At 69.0% G+C, this 22078-nt stretch carries 21 protein-coding genes; 10 read left to right on the top strand and 11 right to left on the bottom strand.

The window, feature by feature from the left end; all coding sequences use genetic code 11:
- Positions 1 to 16 precede the first annotated feature (16 nt).
- Together ACZ4IF_RS42080 and ACZ4IF_RS42075 are read right to left on the bottom strand one after the other, a co-directional pair.
- Positions 17 to 892 carry a nitrilase-related carbon-nitrogen hydrolase gene (locus tag ACZ4IF_RS42080; protein ID WP_467573764.1) on the bottom strand — a complete coding sequence of 292 codons (876 nt, stop codon included), beginning with the start codon at positions 890 to 892 and terminating at the stop codon, positions 17 to 19.
- 1 nt (position 893) lies between these two features.
- Complete coding sequence (locus ACZ4IF_RS42075; protein ID WP_467573762.1) at positions 894 to 2405, bottom strand: purine-cytosine permease family protein; 1512 nt, start codon at positions 2403 to 2405, stop codon at positions 894 to 896.
- A 114-nt stretch (positions 2406 to 2519) separates the two neighbouring features.
- Between ACZ4IF_RS42075 and ACZ4IF_RS42070 the strand changes: the two genes are divergently transcribed.
- The gene (locus ACZ4IF_RS42070) at positions 2520 to 4043 is read left to right on the top strand and encodes a PucR family transcriptional regulator (RefSeq protein WP_467573760.1); all 1524 of its coding nucleotides are present in this window, start codon (positions 2520 to 2522) and stop codon (positions 4041 to 4043) included.
- Between the two features lie 984 nt (positions 4044 to 5027).
- On the top strand, positions 5028 to 5300 hold the full coding sequence (locus tag ACZ4IF_RS42065; RefSeq protein WP_467573757.1) for a hypothetical protein: 273 nt from the start codon (positions 5028 to 5030) through the stop codon (positions 5298 to 5300).
- 99 nt (positions 5301 to 5399) lie between these two features.
- Here ACZ4IF_RS42065 and ACZ4IF_RS42060 read toward each other — a convergent pair whose 3' ends face one another.
- The gene (locus ACZ4IF_RS42060) at positions 5400 to 5828 is read right to left on the bottom strand and encodes an Imm7 family immunity protein (RefSeq protein ID WP_467573754.1); all 429 of its coding nucleotides are present in this window, start codon (positions 5826 to 5828) and stop codon (positions 5400 to 5402) included.
- Positions 5829 to 6264: 436 nt separating this feature from the next.
- Between ACZ4IF_RS42060 and ACZ4IF_RS42055 the strand changes: the two genes are divergently transcribed.
- The 5 genes from ACZ4IF_RS42055 to ACZ4IF_RS42035 all read left to right on the top strand — a co-directional run bounded on the left by ACZ4IF_RS42055 (position 6265) and on the right by ACZ4IF_RS42035 (position 10431).
- Positions 6265 to 6486 (top strand): DUF7489 domain-containing protein, encoded by a 222-nt coding sequence (locus ACZ4IF_RS42055; RefSeq protein ID WP_467573750.1) that lies wholly within the window; start codon positions 6265 to 6267, stop codon positions 6484 to 6486.
- Positions 6487 to 7252: 766 nt separating this feature from the next.
- Positions 7253 to 7711, top strand: a complete 459-nt coding sequence (locus tag ACZ4IF_RS42050; protein ID WP_467573747.1) for a hypothetical protein — start codon at positions 7253 to 7255, stop codon at positions 7709 to 7711.
- A 71-nt stretch (positions 7712 to 7782) separates the two neighbouring features.
- Positions 7783 to 8529, top strand: coding sequence for an ABC transporter ATP-binding protein (locus ACZ4IF_RS42045; RefSeq protein WP_467573744.1), 747 nt, complete (start codon positions 7783 to 7785; stop codon positions 8527 to 8529).
- Positions 8520 to 9836 carry a DUF7224 domain-containing protein gene (locus ACZ4IF_RS42040; protein WP_467573741.1) on the top strand — a complete coding sequence of 439 codons (1317 nt, stop codon included), beginning with the start codon at positions 8520 to 8522 and terminating at the stop codon, positions 9834 to 9836. The genes ACZ4IF_RS42045 and ACZ4IF_RS42040 overlap by 10 nt, the downstream gene beginning before the upstream one ends.
- 4 nt (positions 9837 to 9840) lie before the next feature.
- A complete protein-coding gene (locus ACZ4IF_RS42035) occupies positions 9841 to 10431 on the top strand; it encodes a hypothetical protein (protein WP_467573738.1) in 591 nt (196 codons plus the stop codon).
- Between the two features lie 224 nt (positions 10432 to 10655).
- Here ACZ4IF_RS42035 and ACZ4IF_RS42030 read toward each other — a convergent pair whose 3' ends face one another.
- Positions 10656 to 10886, bottom strand: coding sequence for a hypothetical protein (locus tag ACZ4IF_RS42030; protein WP_467573734.1), 231 nt, complete (start codon positions 10884 to 10886; stop codon positions 10656 to 10658).
- Between the two features lie 71 nt (positions 10887 to 10957).
- Between ACZ4IF_RS42030 and ACZ4IF_RS42025 the strand changes: the two genes are divergently transcribed.
- Positions 10958 to 11851: a PhzF family phenazine biosynthesis isomerase gene (locus ACZ4IF_RS42025; protein ID WP_467573730.1), complete on the top strand. Its 894-nt coding sequence runs from the start codon at positions 10958 to 10960 to the stop codon at positions 11849 to 11851.
- A gap of 483 nt (positions 11852 to 12334) precedes the next feature.
- On the opposite strand, the gene ACZ4IF_RS42020 is transcribed toward ACZ4IF_RS42025, so the two are convergent.
- Both ACZ4IF_RS42020 and ACZ4IF_RS42015 read right to left on the bottom strand, forming a co-directional pair.
- Positions 12335 to 14038: an SIR2 family protein gene (locus tag ACZ4IF_RS42020; RefSeq protein WP_467573727.1), complete on the bottom strand. Its 1704-nt coding sequence runs from the start codon at positions 14036 to 14038 to the stop codon at positions 12335 to 12337.
- A gap of 692 nt (positions 14039 to 14730) precedes the next feature.
- A complete protein-coding gene (locus ACZ4IF_RS42015; RefSeq protein ID WP_467573724.1) occupies positions 14731 to 16089 on the bottom strand; it encodes an MFS transporter in 1359 nt (452 codons plus the stop codon).
- Positions 16090 to 16975: 886 nt separating this feature from the next.
- On the opposite strand from ACZ4IF_RS42015, the gene ACZ4IF_RS42010 reads away from it, so the two are divergent.
- On the top strand, positions 16976 to 17419 hold the full coding sequence (locus ACZ4IF_RS42010) for a nitroreductase family protein (protein WP_467573721.1): 444 nt from the start codon (positions 16976 to 16978) through the stop codon (positions 17417 to 17419).
- 342 nt (positions 17420 to 17761) lie between these two features.
- Here the strand turns inward: ACZ4IF_RS42010 and ACZ4IF_RS42005 are convergent, their stop codons facing one another.
- Positions 17762 to 18793, bottom strand: a complete 1032-nt coding sequence (locus tag ACZ4IF_RS42005; protein WP_467573719.1) for a HEAT repeat domain-containing protein — start codon at positions 18791 to 18793, stop codon at positions 17762 to 17764.
- Positions 18794 to 19041: 248 nt separating this feature from the next.
- Here ACZ4IF_RS42005 and ACZ4IF_RS42000 point away from each other — a divergent pair, with 248 nt between their 5' ends.
- The gene (locus ACZ4IF_RS42000) at positions 19042 to 19191 is read left to right on the top strand and encodes a hypothetical protein (protein WP_467573716.1); all 150 of its coding nucleotides are present in this window, start codon (positions 19042 to 19044) and stop codon (positions 19189 to 19191) included.
- A gap of 145 nt (positions 19192 to 19336) precedes the next feature.
- Here ACZ4IF_RS42000 and ACZ4IF_RS41995 read toward each other — a convergent pair whose 3' ends face one another.
- The 4 genes from ACZ4IF_RS41995 to ACZ4IF_RS41980 all read right to left on the bottom strand — a co-directional run.
- Complete coding sequence (locus ACZ4IF_RS41995) at positions 19337 to 19918, bottom strand: hypothetical protein (protein WP_467573714.1); 582 nt, start codon at positions 19916 to 19918, stop codon at positions 19337 to 19339.
- Between the two features lie 82 nt (positions 19919 to 20000).
- Positions 20001 to 21163, bottom strand: a protein-coding gene (locus tag ACZ4IF_RS41990) for an IS3 family transposase (RefSeq protein ID WP_467573711.1) whose coding sequence is annotated in 2 segments (ribosomal slippage) — positions 20001 to 20876 and positions 20879 to 21163 — 1161 coding nt in all. Because the reading frame shifts where the segments join, the coding sequence is not laid out codon by codon here.
- Between the two features lie 46 nt (positions 21164 to 21209).
- Complete coding sequence (locus tag ACZ4IF_RS41985) at positions 21210 to 21464, bottom strand: hypothetical protein (protein ID WP_467573709.1); 255 nt, start codon at positions 21462 to 21464, stop codon at positions 21210 to 21212.
- A gap of 153 nt (positions 21465 to 21617) precedes the next feature.
- A partial coding sequence (locus tag ACZ4IF_RS41980) for a S1 family peptidase (protein ID WP_467573706.1) occupies positions 21618 to 22078 on the bottom strand: 461 nt, incomplete at its 5' end.

Below are 22078 nucleotides of genomic sequence, written 5' to 3'. Positions count from 1 at the left end.
CCGCTGAGCGTCGCGCTCAGCGTGCCTCGTCCTCTTCGGGGCCGGCGGAGCTGACGATGCTGCGGTAGAGCTCGGGACGGCGGTCACCGAGGACGTCGTTGTGCTCGCCGAGACCCTTGTCGCGGGCGGTGGCCAGCGCACAGTCGGCGATGAGCAGGTCGCCGCCGGTCTCGGTCGCGGGTCCGGCAACGGGAAAGCCGTCCAGGTCGACGATCACCGAGCCACCGGTCCACGAAACGCCACGCTCAGTTCCGGCGCGGTCGCAGACGGCGACGAACATCCGGTTGGTCGCCGCGTTCGCCTGCACACGGATCACCTCGGATGGCCGCTCACCGTCGGGGCGGGGAAACAGCGGCCAGTTGACCGGCACACACAACAGGTCCGCCCCCTGCAGCGCGAGGGCGCGCACATACTCGGGGAACTCCTGGTCGTAGCAGATCATCAGGCCGACCCGGCCCACGGCGGTATCGACCACGGGCGGGGGTTCCGTGCCGGGGACGAAGAATTCCTTCTCGCTGCCGAAGAGGTGGGCCTTGCGGTGGACCGCCCGCAGGCCCTGTGGGTCGACGAGGACGGCCGAGTTGCGGATCAGACCGTCTTCGCCGCGCTCGCAGAGGCCGCCGACGACGACGAGCCGGTGGCGCCGAGCGAGCGCGGTCCAGTCGGCGACGGTCGGGCCGTGAAGGGGTTCCGCGAGCGAGGCGGCCTGCGCCCAGTCGTGGAAGACGTAGCCGCTGTTGGTGAGTTCGGGCAAGATCACGACCTCGGCCCCGGCTGCTGCGGCGCGCTCGATCGCCGTGCGGGCCGCAGCGCGATTGCCCTCCGGACGACCGACGTCGAGCGTGAGCTGTGCGCAGGCGACACGGGTGGTGTCGGCGTGAGGGACAGCCATGTCAGGCCCCCAGCGGGGAGCCGTTGCGGGCATCGGGACCGCCCGCGTCCTCGCCCTCCAGCTCACGGTCGCTCGCGGCGATCGCCGCCTTTTCGGCGCTCAGGTCCAGGCCGCGGGTGAGCACGTAGTACAGGACGCCGGCGACGACCAGGCCGACCGCGAAGGAGATGTCCGCGCCGCCCAGCGCCTCGGTGACGGGGCCGGTCCAGAAGGAGGTGGCGAAGAACGGGATCATCGCCGCGAAGCCCACGACGTAGGCGGTCAGGCCCTGCCAGGACCAGCGGCCGTAGATGCCGCGTGGGTCGAAGATCGAGGTGATCGCGTAGTGGCCGCGGCGGACGAAGTAGAAGTCCACCAGGTTGACCGCGGTCCACGGGATCAGGAAGTAGAGCATCAGCAGCACGAAGTTGTTGAAGTTCGCCAGGTAGTCGGCGGGCAGCGCGAGCGCGACCACGAAGACGATCAGTTCGATCACGACGATGCCGGCGATCCGGGACTTCACGGTCGGACGGACCTTGCGGAAGGCGTCGACCGCGCTGGTGGAGGTCAGCATCGCGCCGTAGGCGTTGACCGCCATGATCGAGATCAGGGCCAGCGAGGAGACGACCACGGCGAAGGTGCCGAAGCCGGGCAGGATGTCGTTGCCGACCTGCCGCAGTCCGCTGATCGCGTCCGGGTTCGGCAGCGAAGAGGCCAGCAGCGCGCCCAGCGACATCAGCCACACGGCCGACCCGGCCGCGCCGAGGTAGGTCCACCAGATGACCTTCTTGGCCGGAACGTCCTTGGGCAGGTAGCGCGAGTAGTCCGAGACGTAGACGGCGTAGCTGATCTGGTAACCGGCCGCGGCCGAGAAGACCACCAGGAACGCGGTGAACCCGCCGCCGCCCGAACCACCCGCCGCAGCGTGCGGGTGCAGCTGGACGATCGCACCGACGGTCAGAACGCCGAAGACGGCGATCAGCACGTAGGTGAGCCAGCGCTGCACCGCGTGCAGCAGGTCGTGGCCGACCACGGCCAGCACGATCGCCAGGCCGATCAGCAGCACGTACCACAGGGTGGTGCCGCCGGGCAGGATCGTCTGCAGGCCCTGGGTCGCCAGGACCACGTTGAAGACGTTGAAGCCGATGTAGACGAAGACCACGGCCGCGAACGGCACAATCGCGCCGCGGATGCCGAACTGGGCCCGCGACTGGATCATCTGCGGCAGGCCCATCCGCGGGCCCTGGTTGGCGTGAAAGGCCATGAAGAAGGTGCCGAAGCAGGCGCCCAGCACGACGGCCAGCACCGACCAGCGCAGGCCCAGCCCGAGCGAGGGGCCGATGAAGCCGGTGACCATCGTGGTCAGCACGAAGTTGCCGGTGAACCAGAACGGTCCCTGGTGCCAGACCCTGCCGTGCCGCTCGCGGGCAGGCACATAGTCGATGGAGCGCGTCTCAATGACGCCACCAGAACTGGAACTCTCGGCGCGAGACCCGCCGTCGAGATGCGGAGAGTGGTGTCTGTGCTGGTCCATGAGGCCCTTCAGACTTGCACGGAGGCGGAGTGGTAGCAGGAACGTATGCGACCTCCCGCCACCGGACGATGGTCACGGAGTCGATTCTTGATCGGACTGATGGACACTGTGTACATGTCCCTCCGCCTCGCCGACCTGGTCGCGCTACCCGAGCTTCGCCTGTCGGTGGTCGCCGCGCCGGACCCGCTGGACCGTCCGGTCGAGGCGGCCCACGTCTCCGAACTACTCCGCCCGGGACAGTGGCTGCAAGGGGGTGAGCTGCTGATGACCATCGGACTGCTACTCCCCATGACGACGCAAGCCTGTCGCGCCTACGTGCTCGACTGCGCGACGGCCGGAGCCAGCGCGCTGGTGCTCGGCCTCGGTCAGGACCTACCGCACCAACAGGCCCCAGCCCCGCTGATCGCCGCCGCGGCGGAGGTCGGTCTGCCGCTGCTCACCGTCCCGGACGAAGTGCCGTTCATCGCGATCACCAAAGCCGTCTTCGCCGCCAAGGCCGCCGAACAGCACCGCGCCCTGGAGCGGGCCTTCCAAGCCCAGCGCCGGCTGACCGCCGCCGCGGCCTCGGGGCGCGGCCTGACCGCGACGCTGGAGGCCTGGGTCGACGCGACCGGCGTCGGCGCCGCCGTCACCGACCTGCTCGGCCGCCCGATCGCCTCCGTCGGACTGGAGAGCCTCGACCAGTTCGGCCCACACGGCCTGCCGCCGCGCGTCACCGAACTGGTTCACAAGGTCGCCGCGCGCGGCCTACGCGCCACCGCCAGCAGCACGGCGGGCAGCCTCGGCGTCGAGGTCCAGCCGCTGGGTGCGAACCGGCTGCGCGGCTTGCTCGTGCTCGTCGGCGCGCTCACTCCGGACGACCGGATGCCGGCTTCCGGACTGGTCTCGCTGCTCTCACTGGAACTGGAGCGCCGCCACCTGGCCGACGAACCCGAGCGGCGACGCCGCTCGGCACTGCTGCGCCGGCTGCTCGACGAGGGCATCTCGCAGGAGCACGCCCGCGACGTTCTCTCGGTGGCGGGCCTGTCCACCGATACCGTCCGTACGGTCGCCGTCGAACCGGCGGGCGGCGCCACCCCCGCCGACGTGGCGGCCGACCTCGCCCTCGCCGTGCCGGGCGGTCTGGTCCGCGTCCACGACGGCCTGGTCGAGGCCGTCGTCGGGGAGGACCTCGGCCTGCTCGACGTGCTCACCCGCTTCGCACCCGGTTCTCCAGCGGGCATCGGCCCCGCCGTCCCGCCGGAGGCAGCCACGGGGTCCCTGCGCCAGGCCCGCGCGCTGGTCGGCGTCAGCCGCGCGCTCGGCCACCCCGCCGAGGCCCGCGAGGCGCGTTCCGCGCGCCTGCTGCTGGGGTTCGGCGACCGCCAAGCGCTCCGCGGTTACGCCGATGCCGTCCTCGCCCCCCTCGACTCCGCCGACCCGGCAGGCGGCCTGGTCCGCACCCTCGCGACCTGGCTCGACACCGGCGGCTCCTGGGACGAGACCTCCCGCCGCCTTGCCGTCCACCGTCACACCGTCCGCAACCGCATCGACAAGGCCATGCGCCTGACCGGCCGCAACTTCGACGACGGCGACGACCGCTTCGACCTGTGGCTGGCCACCCGCATCCGACAAGGCCTTCCGGCGCCGGGAGCGTGAGCCGTGCAGCCCGGCATCGGAGGTCCGGCCAAGGTGAGCCCAAAGGGTGTGGCTGCTCGCCGTCGGCGATCAGGGCATAGCGAGCGGAAACTGCCGCAGGCGGCGTCCACCCGACAGGGCCCGGTCGACCCGCAGCGACCGCCGTCAGCCTCGGTGGGTCTCCAGCAGCCTCAGCCGGACCTCGCTGATCGCGGGGAAAGCCGGGGCGGCGTGCCACAGCCTGTCGATCGGCACTGCCCCCGCGCCCGACGGTGGCCTCATGCAGGAGCCCTCCGACACCGGGCAGGCGAGACCGGCCAGGTTCCGAGAAGCTGCGTACTGTGCGTACCCCTCCCGACGATCACGCACTGCGGGCGCCTTCGCACGGACAGTCATTGAGTGGCTCGGTACGGATCACTCTCACCGAGCAAAGGACCGAGCTCCGCGAGCGCGCTCGTGCCGTCCCCGCCGCCATGAGGGACGCTGTCGGCTTCAGTCCCTGGGAGATCGAGGATGCCAAGTCCCTCCTCGAGCGTCTGACAGCCAACCTCTCCGCAGCCTGACCCGGCTGCCCCGTCGCCGACCCGCAGGGAACGGTCTCCGGACAGATCGCCGACGCGTACACGTCCGAGCTTTCACCGCATCTGCCACCCATCCGCCACGGCCTCGCGCTCCGGCATCGGCCGAGGCTGTGAGGTTCGGTGCCCCGGAGCCGGTTCGCCCTCTGCCCCGCCGGACATTGCGGTCTCGCGGAAGTGTGCCCCTTGTGCGCCATCTCACCTTTTGCGCATTTTAAGAGCATAATCTTTACTTGCGTGCGAGGTAAGCGCTACTGTCCTATTTGTCGCCCTCCGTCGTGGTCGACGTGGCGCTACCGCCCTGATCGCCGTCCCGTGCGAGCGACCTCCAGGGCTCCTCGATGCAGAACTTGCCCTCTCGCGAGACTCCAACCCCGAACAAGCCTTCGCGCTCCCGCGGAGGACCCCCAATCCCCGGAGTGGTGAAATGTCCGATACCCGCACGAGCCCCATGGCCGCCCGCAACCGACGGGTGGAGGTCGTGGCCTCCTTTGTGACCCTCTGGGCGGCCCTGGCGGTGCTGGTGGTCGGCACCGGAGCGGCGAGGGCTGATGCCGATACCCTCCGCGCCGCCCGCCCCAAGAGTTCCGTGACGTCCTCACTGCTTCCGTGCACGGCGATGGACCGCAAGCCGAACCCTGTGACGGGTTCCGTCAAGGGCTGGCCGCACCGCATGTGCGGCAGCCCGGCACAGTCCTGAACCCCTGCACCGACGGTCACGGGACTCGTCCCAGTGCTCGACCTGTCGGCCGGTGTTCTCAGGCGTGACCGGACGGCAAGGAGCGGCTGCTGCCGCAAGTCAGGGGCGACCGCCTTGTCGCTGACCGGCTCTGCGCGAACGCGGAGGCGGTGCCGCAGCCATCGAGCCGGCGCACAGCAGCGCCTCCGTGTGCTGCGTGACCACGCCCCTCACGAGCCTGAGCACGCGTACCTCGTTTTCGTGGTCCGGTTCTTCGTCATCGCGAACGTGGAGGAGCCCGTAGGAACCAGGGGCAACCACCGCCACATGCTCGAACAGTTCGGCGACATCAGGCGACGATCGGTGATTGGCGCAGCCGCCGAGGTGGATGAACGGCTCGCCGTTCATCCACCTGAGGTCAAGCAAGTACGGGCTGTCCATCTGAGCGATGCGAAGCCGAAGCTCATCGACGATCTGTCGCAGACGGGCCTCATCGTCGTCACCAACTGCGGTCTCCCTGACCGTGATCCAACCGTGGTACTCAAACATCACGTGATCGTAGTGCGTGGCCTGCCAGACCGTGCCGATCGCAGCTTGGTCCGCCGGACACGCCTCAGCAATGGGGAGCGTTCGCGAGTGGAGACGTCCCGGCTCAGAGGCCTCACCCGTCGAAGTGCCGCCAGGACGCCGAACCGGTCGAGCCGCTGCAATGCGCTGCCACGCTGACGATTTCCATGCGGCCTGAGCCCGCACCGCCTGTCCTCTGGAGCAGGTGACGGCGGATCCACGACCGGCCACGCGGTCACATGCGGCGGCAGTCTCCCGATGGAGCGTTGGCCATGGCCGGCGTGTCGTGCCCTGAGGGCTTTCGCTGCTGCACTGCTCTGCTCAGGACATTTGTAGGGCTCCTTGTGTGACACCTGTACTGCCGTATGTGTGCCCCTTGGCACTGCACCACGCCTGTCGCCCTCCGTAGCCTTACGGCATGTTCAAATCTCGCAAACCAGGACCGGACGATGCCTGGGAAGGCATCGTTGAGGACAAATCGCGGGGCATGCTCGACGGCGCGAACATGTACCACTTCGTCAAGGTGAGGCGTGCGGACGGCCAGTTCATCAAGGTACGCATCGACCGTGGACTGTGGAAGTCGATCGCGGTCGGCGATCGCATCGTGAAGGAGCCGGGCAGCGGACCTGTCAAGGCGTGACCGTCAAAGCGCTGGACGAGAACACCTCGCAGTGATCCTCGCCGGCACCCACAGGACTACCAGCGCATGCCGGGTTCATCGAGCGCCGTGCGCCGCTGCTCCCAACCTTCCAATGCGACGACGGGCGTTGTCCAGGAACGCCCCGAGCTTGATCTGTTCGCCGGCGACGTCCTTCACTGTCTTCCTCGCAACGTGCAGGTGGCTTTCGGGGGTGTGGAGTTGGCGGTCCGCGGTGAGGTGGGTGGCCCATCGCTCGTCCTGTCACCGCCGTACCGGTACCACCGTCTCCTCTTCCGCTTTGCCTGCGTCGCGAGGCTCAGCGGCCTCCGCCCCTATCCGGCCGCAACGGCCGTGCCGTCATCGGCCACCGCCACGACATCACCGGCGCCCGAGCGGAGCGGGCGGGCTTGCCGGAGCCGAGGCCATCCTCGGACTCCGCACCTGTACGGCAACAGCGAAATCGCAGCTTACTGGGCATGTCGCCTCGAACGGGAGTGCCGACGTGTCCACCGGGCTCAGCGCCGGAGCGGCTTCGCACTCGGCACTCGATCAGCAGATCCCTGTTGAGGAACTACACAAATGCGCCTGCATGAACGGGAGTTGATCACAGAAGGATCACGTTCAGGGAGATGATCTTCCGTGTGGTCTGAACCACAAGTGAAGCTTGGCGTCCCCTCCGGGCCGTAATCCCGAAGGGGACGGCGAGGCCGATCCCGGCCTCGCGAACGCCTCACACCAGGAGTGATCCGTGCGTTCTTCTCTCAGTATGACGAAGGCTGCGGCGGTTGTTGCATGCGCCGCCCTGCTACCGCTCGTCGCCGCACCAGTCGCGTCCGCCGAGGATGCCGTCGGAGGCAAGCAGGAGGGGATCTCCGTACAGGCCATCGACAGCTACCTCTCGGGCGTGCGGCCCGGCTTCCAGTCCAGCAAGACCGACATCGGGACAGCCCCGACGATCATCGACTTCTACGACTGCAGAACCCCGGATCACGGGTACACCGACGAGTCGACCTCGCTTCAGCTGATCAACTACAACTACACCACGCCGAACGAATACTGGGAGACGAAGACCTTCACCGCCTGCTTCGACGGAGGCCAGTCCCACGGAGAGTGGACCGGGAGGAAGGGCGATGACCTCTTCTTCCAGATCAAGTCGGTGAACGGGAGCACGAACGGTGCCGGCAGCGGACCGACGCTGAGCGCCAGCCGCGTGCACATGTGGTGATCTGAGCCGGCTCAGGGCCCGCACCGAACCGGTGCGGGCTTCCACCCCCCACCGTTCAGAGAGCACACACCATGCCCATCGGCTTCCACGCGGCCGCGTTCGGCTATCGCCGCCGCAGTCCGGTCATCCAAGACTTCACCTTCGCCTTCCCGCCCGGCCGGACCGTGTTCCTCGGCCCCAACGGCGCCGGCAAGTCGACGGTCCTGTCCCTGGCCGCCTCCGTGCTACGGCCGCAGGCCGGCACCGTCGCCTACGGCAGGCGCAGGCCTGACCGGCGTGGCGACCTGGCCGAGTACCGCCGGCGCATCGCGTGGCTGCCTCAGCACATCGAATCGGTTCCCCGGCTCACCGCCCGCGAACAAGTGGCCTACGTCGGCTGGCTGAAAGGCATGAACCGCCGGGACGCCTGGGACGCCTCCCTCGCAGCTCTCGAGCGCGTCGAACTCGCCGACATGGCCGACCAGAAGGTGCGCCGGATGTCCGGCGGGCAGCAGCGCCGGGTCGGCGTCGCCCAGTCACTGGTGCACGAGGCCGAAGTCCTCCTGCTCGACGAGCCGACCGCCGGCATGGACCCGCGCCAGCGACGCGTCTTCCACGAGATCCTCGGCGGCCTCGACCAGCACGTGCTGCTCTCCACCCACGACGTCGCGGATCTGGAGGACACCTACGACCACGTCGTCGTCCTCGACGGCGGCGTCATCCGCTACGCCGGTGCGGTACGCGACTTCCTCGCCCTGGCCCCGTCCGGCACCGCACCGGGCCGCCTCGCGGAGGCCGCCTACTACGCCACCGTCCAGGAGGAGGCGGCGTGCGTATAACAACCGCACTGCGCACCACCAGCGTCATCTGGATCGCTCCTCTGGTCCTCGCCTGGGTGTGGCTGGTCACCAGCCACGAGGCGGCGAACGAGCCGGCCTACTGGGCCGGCAACACCGCTCTCGTCGGACACACCCTCCCCTTCTACGCCCCCGCCTGCGCGGCCTTCGCGGCCTGGGAGGCCGGACGCATGAGGAAGGCGGGCATCCACCGACTGGCGGCCGTGCGCGGCAGATACGTCATCGCCGTCGGCACACTGTGGCCCGTGGCACTCCTCGGCGTGGCCGGGGTCATGATGTGCCTGCTGACCGTGCGCCTGGAGACCGGCGCCGCACATGACTGGCCCCACCTGGGCGTGCTGGCCATGGCCGGGTACCTCATCACCGCCCACACCGTCCTGGGCTACGGGCTCGGCATGGTGCTGCCGCGGATCCTGGCCACGCCCCTGATCCTCGTGATCGACTACCTGTGCCTGGTGATGCCCGTCACGGTCGTCGACCCGATGTGGCTGCGGGAACTCACCGGATGGCTCGCCGCCCCCTACGGAGACGTCACCATCACCATGAACCCGGTGGCGCTCGTCGTACCGATGGTGCTGGCCACAGGCTTCCTGACGGCCGTCCTGGTCAGCGCCCAGATCGCCCGGTGGCGTCACACCCGCGTCGTGCGCGTCGGTGCCGCGGCCGCCGCGTCCCTGGTCTGCCTGAGCGTGTTCACCGTCGCGGCCATCCTGCCCGTACGCGACTGGAACGGCGACCCGCCGCTGCGCGCCCGCACCGACCCGCCCGTGTGCACCGGCGAGGCCCCCAGGATCTGCGTCCCCCTGGAAGCGGCCGGCAGCCTGGACCAATTGGACGCCACTGCGAAGGAGATCGTGCCGCGCCTCGTCGACGCGGGCCTGAAGCCGCCGCAGGAAATCGCGTTCGTCTCCGAGGCGGCCGACATCGATGCGCGGACGTGGCGGCTGTTCCTCCAGCGGGACATGAGCGACATGGATGTGAGAGCGAGCATCGCGGCGTCGGCGCTGCCGACGATCCCGCCGTGCCCCACCACCTCCGATACCCGCACCGGCCATGCGGGCACGCTCGCGGCCTGGCTCATGGTCAAGGCCGGTATGGACGCCGACGAGATCCGAAGTCAGTACAGTCAAAAGCTGGCCGCCGACCCCCAGGTGATGTCCGTGGTGGACAAGCAGACCAAGCGGTCCTCCACCGAGCAGCTGTCGTGGTTCACCCGCAACGTCACACTGCTCCAGCACTGCAAACCCGCTCCGGAGACCATGCCGGCCGTCGCCAGGACGGAAGGTTGAACCGATGCACCTGTGGCTGAAAACGCGACAGATCCCGATCCTCACGGCCACTCTCGTGGCATACGCCGCACTGACCGCGGCGGCCGGGGACACGCTGGTCGACCTCCCCTCCCTGGGCAGCGGCGCCGCCCGGCCCCTGGTTCTGTTCGCCCCGCTCCTGGCCTGCATGGGGCTCGCGCTGTGCCTCAGCAGCAGGCTCCCCGCCGCCGAGACCTCGGGCAGCCGTCCCGTTCCCCGCTTCGACCAGGCACTGATCCTGATCACCGTCCTGGCCACGGTGGCCGTGGCCTACACCGTCACGGTGCTCCTCGACGCCCCGACCGCGAACACGGCCGGCCGCAACACCGCGTTCCTGGCCGGGCTGATGCTGTGTGCCCGGCGGGTGGCCGGTCACCAGGCGGCCGCCATCACTCCCGCCGCCTGGGTGATCACGATGATGCTCATCGGCAACTCGGGCGGCAACGGTCAGCCCCAGCCCTGGTCGGTCGTCCTCATGCCCCCCGACCACCTGCCCGCGGCACTCACAGCCACCGTGGTGCTGGCCCTCGGCACAGCCTCGGCCCCGGCCGCCCCGATGCTCCGCGACGCGAGCTGAGCCGGAACGGGGCACGCCGTCACGGTCCTCGCGGACTTCTTTCTTGCTCCGACCACCCGTCGGGCGGCCGGAGCAAGGCAGAGCATCACCTCCACCAGGGCCATCCGCGAGCCGCCCGACGCCCCAGCGCAATGGGGCTCGGGTGCCCGGATGACCCGAACGACCGCCGATCTCGCACAGGGTCAGCGCCCCGGCCTGCTCGAACACCACCGCCGACGCACTGCTCAAGTCGACATCGTCACAGATGAGTTCGGGCGCAATACATGCAACTGCGTCAGCCGGCCGCGCTCTTCGACGCACGCCTGGCTCCACAGCCCGTCCGCGGCACGCACCGCATCCGCCGCGCCGTCAAAGCTGTCGATCCAGGCATCGACGGTGGTGCGCTTGGGCACCATGGTCGTGCCGGCCGCCCGCAGCAGTCGGGTGTCCAGGCCGCCGACGATGGCGTTGAGCATCGGATACGCACGATGGATTCAATCGGCATCCATTGTTTGTATGGATGTCTGTACAGTGCCACGGTAGGGGCATGAGCCTGCAGATGCGCCCCGAAATCCTGCGCTACACCGCCTTCACCACCGACCCCGCCGGCGGCAACCCGGCCGGCGTCGTGCTCGACGCGGCCGCACTGGACGATGCCGCCATGCTCGCGACCGCCGCCGAAGTCGGCTACTCGGAGACCGCGTTCGTCACCGCTGCGGACCACGCGTCGCGCCGGTTCCGACTGCGCTACTTCAGCCCGCTTGCCGAGGTCGCCTTCTGCGGCCACGCAACCGTCGCCACCGCGGTGGCCCTGGCCGAACGGATCGGCCCCGGCCCGCTCGTCTTCGACACACCGGCGGGTGAGATCGCCCTGGACACTTCTGCAGAACCCGAAGGCTCCGTGACGGCGACGCTCACCAGCGTCCCCACCCGCTCCCGGCGGGCGAGCGACGAGGAGGTGAAAGCCTCCCTCGCGGCCCTGCACTGGTCCCCACAAGACCTCGACCCGGCACTCCCACCGCACGTCGCCTTCGGCGGAAACGAGCACCTGGTTCTGGCCGTGGCCACCCGCGAGCGTCTCGCGGCCCTCGACTACGACTTCGACGCTCTGGCCGAAGTGATGCACCGTCACGGCTGGACCACGCTCCAACTGGTCTGGCGTGAGGCCCAGGACCTCTTCCACGCCCGCGACCCCTTCCCCATCGGCGGTGTCGTCGAGGATCCTGCCACCGGCGCCGCGGCCGCCGCCTTCGGCGGCTACCTGCGCGCCCTCGGCGCCCTCCCGCCCTCCGGTGCCTTCACCATCCGCCAGGGGGAGGATCTCGGTCGCTCCAGCCTGCTCCAGGTCGAGGCATCCACCACGGACCCGCGCGTGCGAGTGAGCGGACAGGCGGTGGCGATCGTGGGTGCAAGCGCGAGCACCGGGGAAGGAGAAGCCTGAGCGAACTGAGGGACAGTCTCGACTCACTGCGACCGCAGGGCGCGGAGGACGGGGGCGTTCTCCCCGCCGGTGCGGGGGTGGTCCGAACGCCACCGTGACGACCCCGGTCGGGCTTGGGTCCTCCCTGCCGGTGCGGGAGTGTTCCGCAGGGCTACGGGGCCGACACCATCGGGCTCTTGTTCTCCCCGCCGGTGCGGGGGTGTTCTGCCGAGTCGGTCGCGTAGATCGTGCCTGTCGCGTGCCGCACCATCTGGATGGGACCACCGGCAGCGGCGGCCACGAAAGTTGCTTTCACCCTCGTCGCCGCCCACCGTGGAGCCGGCTTCGTCGAGGACCAGGCTGTCCAGCTCGGACGAGATCCTCGAACGCCTCGCCGGATATCTGAACCGAATTCCCGACTCAGGACACTAGGGGAGAGGATCGGGCACCGGCCCACCGTAACGGTCGGGGCCGAACGGGGGAGACCGTGGGTGTCGACGGCCGCTACCCGAGCCGCTGCCGGGCGGCCATCGCGATGAACGTGTTGCTCGTGGAGTCCCTGGCCTGTTGGAGTCGGCGGGAGTCTCCGTCGAGAAGGCCTTCACGGATCAGGGGGAGGTTGTCGCCGTACAGGGCGACCTGTTTGTCCAGCCAGGTGACGGGCGCTGCGTCGTCGAGATACCCGGGCAGGCGGATGTGCGGCTCACTGAATCCCAGTCCGGCATCGCACTGCACGAGCAGGCGCAGGTACTCGAAGCGCTCCCACGCCTCGAGGTAGGTGGTCTCACTGAGGGCCAGGTGTTGGGTGAAGACGTCGTTCAGTTGTATGTGGAGGCGTTCGGAGGCCTGGGGCAGCCCCAGTGTCCACTCGGGGCTGAGGAGCCCCGCCGCGGCATACGGTCTTTCGCCGCGCGGGCCGTAGACGACAGGCTCGTGCAGGATGCGGACGAGGGTGCCCCACCGTTCCGCGGCCAGGGCGGCGATGCCGGCCGCGTAGATCACCATGGTGGCGGGCGCCTGGGCCAGTCTGAGCAGGGAAGTGTCGCCGTACTTGTCGTGGTGTGTGCCGAGCTGCTCGATGTCGCGGAGCCACCAGCGGTCGGTCTCGGTGCGCCCCCAGTAGGCGGTCGTGGCGACCAGGGCGAGCAACAGTTCCGCCTCGGCCTCCAGCGTCTCGAGCCGGCGGCCGTGCTCGGCAGCGGTGTCGGTGACCTGCCAGGGACCGCTGTTCCGCAGGGGGAGGGAGGCGACACGGCTGATCTCGCGGCGGAGGGTGTCGTGCAGGGAGATCGCCACCCTGGTACCGGACAGGGCACGCTTGGCGACGGCGACGGAGACGTCGATGCTCGCCGGGTGCTGCCGGACGGCGTCGGTGATCGCCGCGGCGGCGTCGGCGGCCTGGGAGAAGAAGGCGTCGGCGTCGGTCCGGACGTACGTGGCGCCCCGGTGGGTGAGGAGTTCGCGGGCGGTCACCGAAAGCTCCTTCGGGTCGGTCCAGTAGGAGGCGAAGAACCGGGTGCTGCTCCGGGAAAGGGCGTTGCGCAGCGCGGGATCCCACGTGGCCGACCAGCCGGAGATGACCAGCCCGTACTCGGCGAAGATACGGTCGAGCAGCCCATCGACCTCGGGGGCGTAGCGGTCGAGTTCCTCGGGGGTGTTGAGCATGCTCGTGGGGTTGAGGTAGTCGCCGTGGACGTGGACGACGAGGCACTTGAGGGTGTGCAGCGGAGCAAGGCCCGCAGCACCATCGGCGTTGGCGACGACGACCGGCTCGACGCCGGCCTCGCGCAGTGCGGTCTCCATGAGCCGGTCGAAGTTCGTCGTCAGCACGATACGGACGTGCCCGGCAGCCACCAGACGGGCGATCGCACGATGTACGGCCGTGGGCTGCTTACGGCCGTCCTCGCGTTCCTGCTTGTCGGGTTCGAAGTAGGAGCGCAGCATCGCCTGTCGCTCGAAAGGGGTGCTCGTGAGCGCCGCCAGAAGATCGTCATACGTGGCGGGACGACCGTAGCGTTTTTGGTACCAGGTGTGCGGGTCCCCGATGTGCGAGGCGCCCTCCGCGGCAGCAAGACGCTCGATGAGGTGCTGCTGGACATCCCACGCCGACGGCATGCCCGCCGCGACCGAGGCTCCGGCTCCCAGCAGGACCGCGTAGGCACCGGGGGTGTCGCGCATGGCGAACGCCAGCTTTACGTACGGTTCCACAACTCGCCTCCAGAACAACCCTTATGACGACGCGTCGAAGCCGCGCGGTCCGGTGACAGCACGCCCCCGTCCAAATTACGGTCACACTGACGAGAACCGGAAGCCCACCCGTCCCACACGAACCTCGACGCCACCAACGACCGAGCCGCACCATGACCGAACACACCCCCCAAAGCCTGACGCCGCCAAGCGCTGGTGCTCTGACCGGGAAGGTTCGCCGGGTTGGATCGGCCTGGCCTGCCTGGACCCTCAGTGGGTCCGCGAGGCGTGCGACCGGCACCGTAGGAGCGGTCCGGCGCTCCCGGCCCGGTCTGCCACGACGGCAGCGCCCGCGCCAGATGCGCCGCCGGCATCCCACACCACCCGGCCAGCTGCCTCTGCGCCACGGTGTTGAGCAGCACCTCGTTGTCCGGACGCTCACCGTCTCGCCGTTGCACCGGCGTCCGCCACTGCCATCAGGACGCCAGGTAGCAGGCCTGCAGCCCGAAGGCGGCTGCCACCCGGTACGGTTGCGCGCAGGCGTCGTCGAAGTGCGGAGCGGGGCAGTCGGCCTGGGTGATGGGGAGGTGGGTCTCTGTCCCGTGTTTCCCCCTGGCGGGGGCGGAGGTCCACTTTCGGCACAGCCCCTGCCGGATGGCCGGCCATGGGCGTGGCGCTGCGGTGGCTGCGGCGGCAGGTCCCGATAGGACTTCTCAGGCGGTCTCGGTGCGATCATCGCGTTGGTGGCAGCGATGCTCTCTGCCCGGACCGGCGCTCTGCGCTTTTGCCGGCCCAGCGTCTGTATCTGCCGTACTTGCGCTGCTGTGGTGGTTCTCGTCCCGGGCTTCGGCTGGTGGCTGAGTGGGGGCGCGCAGGGTGCGTACCTGTGGGGAGAGCAGCGTTGCTGCGGTGGCCAGGACGATGAGGGCTGCGCAGCCTGCCAGGGCCTGGCTGGTGCCGACGGCGGTGGCGATCGGGCCGGCGATCAGCAGACCGAGGGGAGCGAAGGCCAAGGAGCCGAACCAGTCGTAGGAGCTGACGCGGGACAGAGCCTCCTCGGGGACCTCGCGCTGGATGGTGGTGGTCCACAGGACACCGAAGATGTCACTGGCGACACCGGCGCCCAACATGGCCACGGCGATCAGCCAGACGGGCGCTGCGGCGCCGAGCAGGGCGATCGGTACGGCAGCGGGAAATGTGCAGAGCACGGCCACCAGAAGGGGACGCTCTACCCGCACACGAGCGGCGAGTCCGGCACCGGCGATGGTGCCCACCGCTTGCGCAGCAACGATCACCGACCACGCCCGCGCGCCGCCCAGACGCTGCTCGGCCGTCAGCGGGCCCAGGACTCCGACGTTTGCATTGAGCGCGGCCACCACGACCGCATACTGAGCAACCACGACCCACAGCCATTGCCGAGAGGCGAACTCCCGCCACCCCTCCCGCAGATCGTCCCAACCCGACGCCTTCTTACGCGGCCGCGCGACAACCTTCAACTGGGCCGTCAGGGCCGCACTGACAAGGAACGAAGCGGCGTTGAGCGCGAGGGCCCAACCGGCACCGATCAGTGCCACGGTCACTCCGGACAAGGCAAGCCCCAGCAACATGGAACTGTTGGTGCCCACCCGCAACAGGCCGTTGGCCCGCTGCAACCGGTCTCTCGGCACGACGAGCGGCACCAGGCCATCCATCGCCGGAGCGAACAACGCTGTGGCCGTTCCGGCCGCCACCGCCAGCAGGCACATCGCCACCAGCGGCGCGTGAGCAGTCAGCACCATCGCCGCCAGCCCCGCATACGCGACCGTTCCCAGCACATCGGCCACGACCATCAACCGCGCACGTGACATACGATCCGCGATCACACCGCCGACCAGGATGAACACCAACTGCGGCAATGCTTGGCACGCCACCACCAACGACAGCCGACCCGCACCGGCCCCCGGCAGTGCCAGCACCGCAAACGCCAACGCCACCCGCGCAAACCCGTTACCCAGAACCGAGATGATCCGCGCCCCTGCAAGCAACGCGAACTGCTGGTCACGCCACGAAGCCCCACCCGAAACGGTTGTCACGGCCACGCACCCTAGAGCAACCACATCCGTCCACAGCCCGAACCAGCCAATCCAGAGAGGAAACCAGGAGGACCCGATGACTACCCAGCACAACGTGTACGTCCCCGAGGGCACGTTCGATGTCCTCGACTTTGGTGAGATCCCCGTCCAGACGGCCGACTGGGCAAACGGCCTTGCAGCGCCCATGTCCGAGGGGGTGCCCATCGTCACCGGCATCCACACGGGACACATCCGTCTCACAGCCCAAACTCTCACTCACCCACCCACCCGCCACCCCGGCGGACGACACCTGGGAAGAGGTCGTGGAGGTGAGCGTGCACGCCTCCACGGGCCTGCCGCAGATCGAGTCGCTGGAACAGGGCCCGGTCCACGGACCGCCCTCCCTCAACCCCGCGGGCCCGGGTTGGTACCGCCTTCGGGTCCACGCGAAAGGACGGGGCGCCCGCCCGGCCCGGACCAAAGAGCAGGAACCCCTCCATCAACGCCTGCTCGGGAAGTAGGAGCAAGCCTCGGCCGTGGCAGCGGGTGCCGTCGCAGGGAGTTACGGAGCGCGCCGGCTTGGCATCTGGCGCGGCAGGGTCATGCCGACTGCTGGAGCCGGCGGGGAGGTGAGTACGGCGGTGGCCGACATCAGACGGCATCCGCTCCTGGCGGGTGGACCATGTGCCGGGGCTTTCGGGCCGTGCTCCTGCGATGAGCTCGTCGACGCTTGCGCGCGGGACGGCAGGTACCTTTCTCCGCACGCGGATCTGCTGCGCCGGGCCGTGACCGCTACGGGTGTCGCCGGGATGGGCGTGCCTGCTCCGCGGGCTGCGGACGCCCCCTGTCACAGGCCCTGACCTGCACGGCATCTCAGACCCGCCGCCCCTCGCTCCTCGCCACTCTCGTGTTCACCCCGCTCAGCGACCACAAGGTGCCCGAATGGGAGCAACTGGCCGCCACGAGCGCCATGACCAATTTTCTGATGCTCCTGCTGCACGCACGCGGCTTCGGGAGCATCTGGCCCACCGGCCGTCTCACCGAATCTGCTCAGCTCCGCCGCCTGCTGGGCATACAGCCCAACGAGCGTCTGCTGGGCTGGCTCTACATCGCAACCCCAGAGCCGGCCCCCGCACACGAGACGCGGACCGTTCCCCTGCCGCTTGCTGCGGGCATCGACCTGCTGCCGACTGCGGCCGAGTCCCGCGACGGCTACCAACGCACGTCGTTCAGGCACTGGGTCGATGCCGACATGGACTCCTGCAACACCCGCGTTATCTGCATGCCCGGACTTGGGCGGACATGTGAGTCCCATGGTGCAGCAGCACCATGGCGAGCCAGGCCCCGTTGAGGCATGTGAGGGACAGGGATTCCCCGGAGAAACCTGGGCTGCTGCCACAAGCTGACTCTGAGGGCGGATCTGGAATTGCTCGCCCTTCTGCAGTTGGTCGCGGGGTCCGCGACGTTTCGTCTCCGTCGATCAGGGCCACCTTGCTGAAAGACGGCGCCTCGGGGGGCACAGAGCGGCTAAGGCCTCGGCGAGGCGTGCGATTGTTGGTTCTCGGCGCGCGGGTCGCGGTCGACCAGGTCCATCAGGTCCTCACCGGGGAAGTCCTCCACGACCGCGAGGTTGGCTGGGTAGTAGGTGTGGTCGCGCTTAACCAGGGGGCGTACTGGTGGTCGGCTTCCGCCGTCAGCGGCGCGGGGCCCACGGGTCGTCGTACCCCGCCGGATCGGGCCGTTCGGGGTGGAGCATCTCTCGAACGCAGCGCCGCAGTCCTGTCTCGTGGGATCCGCCGGCGGCGGCCATCCAGGGCAGTGCGTCCATGGCGTGGACGCGCTCGTCGGTGGCAAGGTCGTCGACGGCGGCGCGCAGGTCGTCGGGGACGGGTTCGTCGGCGAGGCAGAGCCAGCCGATAGCAGCGGCCAGCCGGACCTCAGGCCCCTGCGTCCGGTCCCGCCAACGCTCTCGCATCCATGCGGTGGTCGGCGGATGGGGGTGGGTGCGGGTGACTTCGGCAGTGGCGAGGACCAGTGCGGCGCAGACGATCGGGTCCCGCTCGGGGTCGAGCCGCGTGCGGAAGGCGGCACGGACCGTGCGGTCGGGGTCGGTGGCCGTGGCCAGGGCGTAGGCGGCGTGGATCCGGATTGCGGGGTCGGGGTCGTCGAGAAGGGGCTCCAGGAGGGTGGTGTCGGCGGTGATCGCGGCCCGGGCGGCGGCGACCGACCAGCCCGCCGGGTAGCCGGTCACCTCGACGTCGTAATCGTCGTAGAGGTTGTCGTACTGGCTGTCGGCGCGATGGCGCAGCATTTGGTCGCGGGAGGCGACGCCGAAGTAGCGGGCGCGGGCCGGGGCGGAGACTTCGGTAAGCGCGTCGGCACGCTGTGGGTGGCGGGTGTCGGCTGCAATCCGGATCAGGAACGGTACGGCGAGCGCGGTGGCGGCCCGCATGTCGTTGGCACACATGCCGCTCACGACGCCCGTTCCGGTGGGAACGGGCGAGTTGCCGGTGTGCAGCAGGTGCACGGCCTCCCTGACGTGATCCCCCTGCGGGAAGTGCTCCCAGGGGACTTCGTCGAGCAGGAATCCGTCTTTCGCCTCGGGCCGGATGGCTGCCACCACCGCCCGCACGTCGAACTGCCCGCCCGCGAATGAGGACAGGTCTGCCCCGTCCGTCAACGCCCGGCACATCGCGAACGTCGGATCGGTTTGCCACTCGCCCACGTCACACCACCCCACCGCTGAGTCTGATCGGAGCCGATCATGCCCGAGCGGACCGACATCGGTGTCGACCTACTGCCCTCGTGCCGCGGGGCGAACACGAGGCGGGCTTTTCCGATGCAGGCCGCGCAGACGGTGATCGTCAGGCCCGCCTGTTCGAAGCCGAAGCTGACGACCCTGGTGGCGGAATGTCCGGACGAGCCGCTTCGCCCAGGTGCATGTCTGGGTGAAGCGGCCCACCGTCGGTCGGGGTGCGCCGGTTCCTATGGGCCCATGGGTCAGGGAACTGCGCGCAGGGTCTGCAGATCCTCGACCTCCGCGCGGAACTCGACGAACGGGACGAGGACCTCGCTGCGGCACGGGCGGCCAACCGCGAGCTGATGGCCCAGGTCAACCGGTGACCGCGTCATCGCCGTCAGAAGCTGTACCCCTTCTGTTTGCAGGTCACAGCGTTGCGAGTGGTGAACTGGCCGATAAGCTCGGCAGCGTTGTCGAATCCTGTTCCGCTGCGGGAGCGCAGCGGAACAGGGATCGGAAACGGCAGAGTCAGCTCCCACTCGGCGATGCCGAGATCCCGCGCAACCCCTTGTAGGGGACGGGCTGGCCGGTGCGCGCGTCGAGCAGGACGCGGTCGTCCACAGGGCGTTCCAGTTTCACCGTCACCTGCTGCATTCTTGCCTGCTTGGTGCAGGTGCCGTCGTCCTTGTGGTCCTTGACGGCGGCCGACAGCACGACGCTGCTGCTCGTTTCCAGCACGTCCACCTCGGGACCGTCGTCGCAGACGCCGTGGAGGGCGACCACGGTCACCGAGCGCCCGTCTTCGGCGATCCGGACGAGCCGGTTGATCGGATGGCCAGGGATGTCGCGGGCGGCCTTGATCGGCGCCGGGGGAAGTTTTGACGGGATGGCCGCCGCCTGCTTGAGAGGGGTGGCATAGCCGTCCAGGGTGAAGAGCCAAGCCGGGACCGTCGCCGGTCCACGGCTGGTGGCCAGCGTCATCTCGCCCAGCTCCGCCCCGGTCACCGTGAGGTGCGGTTCTCCATCGACGCGGGTGCCGACCAAGGTCTTGTACGACTCGTCCGCACCGACCAGCGGACGGGTGAGTGAGCCGTCCCCGGCCCACGTCACCTGGCCGTCCTTCGGCCCGGTGCCGGGCAACTCGCCTCTCAGAACGAAGTGGGTCTGATGCAGGTTCGGGTGACAGGTTCGGTCACGCGGCCTGGAGGACCGGTGTGGTCATGACGATCTCGAATTCGACGGGGGTCAGCCGGCCGAGGGCGGCTTGTCTGCGGCGTCGGTGGTAGGTCTTCTCGATCCAGGTCACGATCGCGATCCGCAGTTCCTCACGGGTGGTCCACGTTCGGCGGTCGAGGACGTTCTTCTGCAGCAGGCTGAAGAAGGACTCCATGGCCGCGTTGTCGCCGGCCGCCCCGACTCTTCCTATCGAACCGACTATCCGGTGGCGGCCGAGGGCCTGGACGAACTTCCGGGACCGAAACTGCGATCCGCGATCACTGTGTAGAACGCACCCGTCCACCTGGTCGCGTCGGGCGACGGCGTTGTCCAGAGCGGTCACGGCCAGGCGGGACTTCATCCGGGCGTCGATGGAGTAGCCCACGATCCTGTTGCTGAAGACGTCCTTGACCGCGCAGAGATACAACTTCCCTTCACCGGTGGTGTGTTCGGTGATGTCTGCGAGCCACAGCCGGTTCGGGCCCAACGCGGTGAAGTTGCGGCTCACGAGATCGTCGTGCACCGGCGGGCCGGCCTTCCTGCTCCGGCCGCGCCTCTTGCCGAACACGCTCCACCAGCGGTTGTCCCGGCAGATCCGCCAGGCAGTCCGGTCCGCCATCCCGGCGCCGGCACCACGGGCCTCATCGGCCAGGAACCGGTAGCCGAACTCCGGGTCGTCGCGGTGGGCGTCGAACAGTGCGTTCGCGCGATATGCCTCCGCAAGGACAGCGGTGGCGACCGGCTTGCCCAGCCAGCGGTAGTAGGGCTGTCTGGCGAGCTTGAGCACCCGGCACGTCACCGTGACGGGCACCCCGTCAGCGGCGAGCTCTTTCACGAGCGGGTAGATCCTTTTCCCGGCAGATGCGCTTGCGACAGATAGGCCGCGGCCCTGCGAAGGACCTCGTTCTCCTGCTCCAGCAGCTTGATCCGCCGACGTGCTTCCCGCAGTTCCGCGCTCTCCTGGCTGGTCGTCCCGGGCTTGGCTCCGTCATCGATGTCCGCGCGGCGCATCCATTTCCACAGCGTCATCGGGTGGACTCCGAAGTCCTTGGCCACCTGCTCGACCGTCACCCCCGGGCCGCGGTTCCTCGCGACCCGCACGACGTCCTCGCGGAACTCTTCCGGATAAGGCTTGGGCACAGCGACATCCTTCCCACCCGCCCCACAGGGCAAGCCAGTTCAGATGTCACCCGATCGTGCGGCAGACCCAGTTCTGGACCTCGTAGGCCTGCTTGTCAGCCTTGCTGCGCAGGCCGCCGCGCGGCAGCTGGACCGCTTCTCCCATGGGGTAGTAGCCAGCATGCCACGCGGCAGCTGCGGTTGAGCCGTCCCAGGCCGCGGCGACCTGCCGGGCGCGGTCCGTGAGTACATCCGTGTCACTGCCGGCCGCCTCCTTCTGGCTGCCGCAACCGGAGATGGCCGCCAGGCCGACAGCGGACAAGGTAGCCCCAGCAAGCAGACTGACCGAGCGCGATGCACTAAAGCGCATGTGCCCTCCCGGACGAAGCGGAGCGGCGGCTAGCTGTTCTGTCATTGTGACGTGGCCGGGCCAAAAAGGGTTCACCGGTTACGGCAGCTGAACAGGCCAGTGCCGTCAGTAGACGTGAAGGCCGCGTTCATTCAGCACGGTCTGCACCTTGGTGAAGTAGTTCCGGTAGGTGCCGCTGGAGGAGGATGTGCACACGGTCTCGGCGGTGCCGCCGGAGAGAAGACCCAAGGCCGTGGTTCCGTTCAGTGCCGGCCCGCCGCTGGCGCCGCCCAGAGCGCAGTTGTTCGTCTCCATCATGCCGTACAGCGCCTTCCCTTCGAGGGAGACGGTCACGCTCGTCTTGGTGACGTTGCCCGTCGTGTCCTGGCTGCTGACGCCGATCCGATCGATGGACTCCCCTTCCGCCGGGTAACGGGAGCTGTCGATCTGGTGGTAGTCCCCACCCCAGTACCTCACGGTCCCGAGCGGGTTGTTGGCGGTCCACACGATGAGTGTGTGGGTGGTGATTGCCAGGACGGCGGCGATCGAGTCGACCGTGAAGGTGAGGTCGGTGGCTTCGGCCGCGA

It is taken from the genome of Streptomyces sp. NPDC025784 (assembly GCF_055558435.1).
The sequence above is the reverse complement of the archived record's forward strand: the minus strand, read 5'-3'. Positions and strand labels throughout refer to the sequence as shown.

Bases quoted from the DNA above. Each gene is read 5' to 3' on its own strand.
- ACZ4IF_RS42055 (WP_467573750.1), top strand. From the start codon at position 6,265: ATGTTCAAATCTCGCAAACCAGGACCGGACGATGCCTGGGAAGGCATC.
- ACZ4IF_RS42070 (WP_467573760.1), top strand. From the start codon at position 2,520: ATGTCCCTCCGCCTCGCCGACCTGGTCGCGCTACCCGAGCTTCGCCTG.
- ACZ4IF_RS42065 (WP_467573757.1), top strand. From the start codon at position 5,028: ATGTCCGATACCCGCACGAGCCCCATGGCCGCCCGCAACCGACGGGTG.
- ACZ4IF_RS42025 (WP_467573730.1), top strand. From the start codon at position 10,958: ATGAGCCTGCAGATGCGCCCCGAAATCCTGCGCTACACCGCCTTCACC.
- ACZ4IF_RS42035 (WP_467573738.1), top strand. From the start codon at position 9,841: ATGCACCTGTGGCTGAAAACGCGACAGATCCCGATCCTCACGGCCACT.
- ACZ4IF_RS42080 (WP_467573764.1), bottom strand. From the start codon at position 892: ATGGCTGTCCCTCACGCCGACACCACCCGTGTCGCCTGCGCACAGCTC.
- ACZ4IF_RS42060 (WP_467573754.1), bottom strand. From the start codon at position 5,828: ATGTTTGAGTACCACGGTTGGATCACGGTCAGGGAGACCGCAGTTGGT.
- ACZ4IF_RS42045 (WP_467573744.1), top strand. From the start codon at position 7,783: ATGCCCATCGGCTTCCACGCGGCCGCGTTCGGCTATCGCCGCCGCAGT.
- ACZ4IF_RS42030 (WP_467573734.1), bottom strand. From the start codon at position 10,886: ATGCTCAACGCCATCGTCGGCGGCCTGGACACCCGACTGCTGCGGGCG.
- ACZ4IF_RS42075 (WP_467573762.1), bottom strand. From the start codon at position 2,405: ATGGACCAGCACAGACACCACTCTCCGCATCTCGACGGCGGGTCTCGC.
- ACZ4IF_RS42050 (WP_467573747.1), top strand. From the start codon at position 7,253: ATGACGAAGGCTGCGGCGGTTGTTGCATGCGCCGCCCTGCTACCGCTC.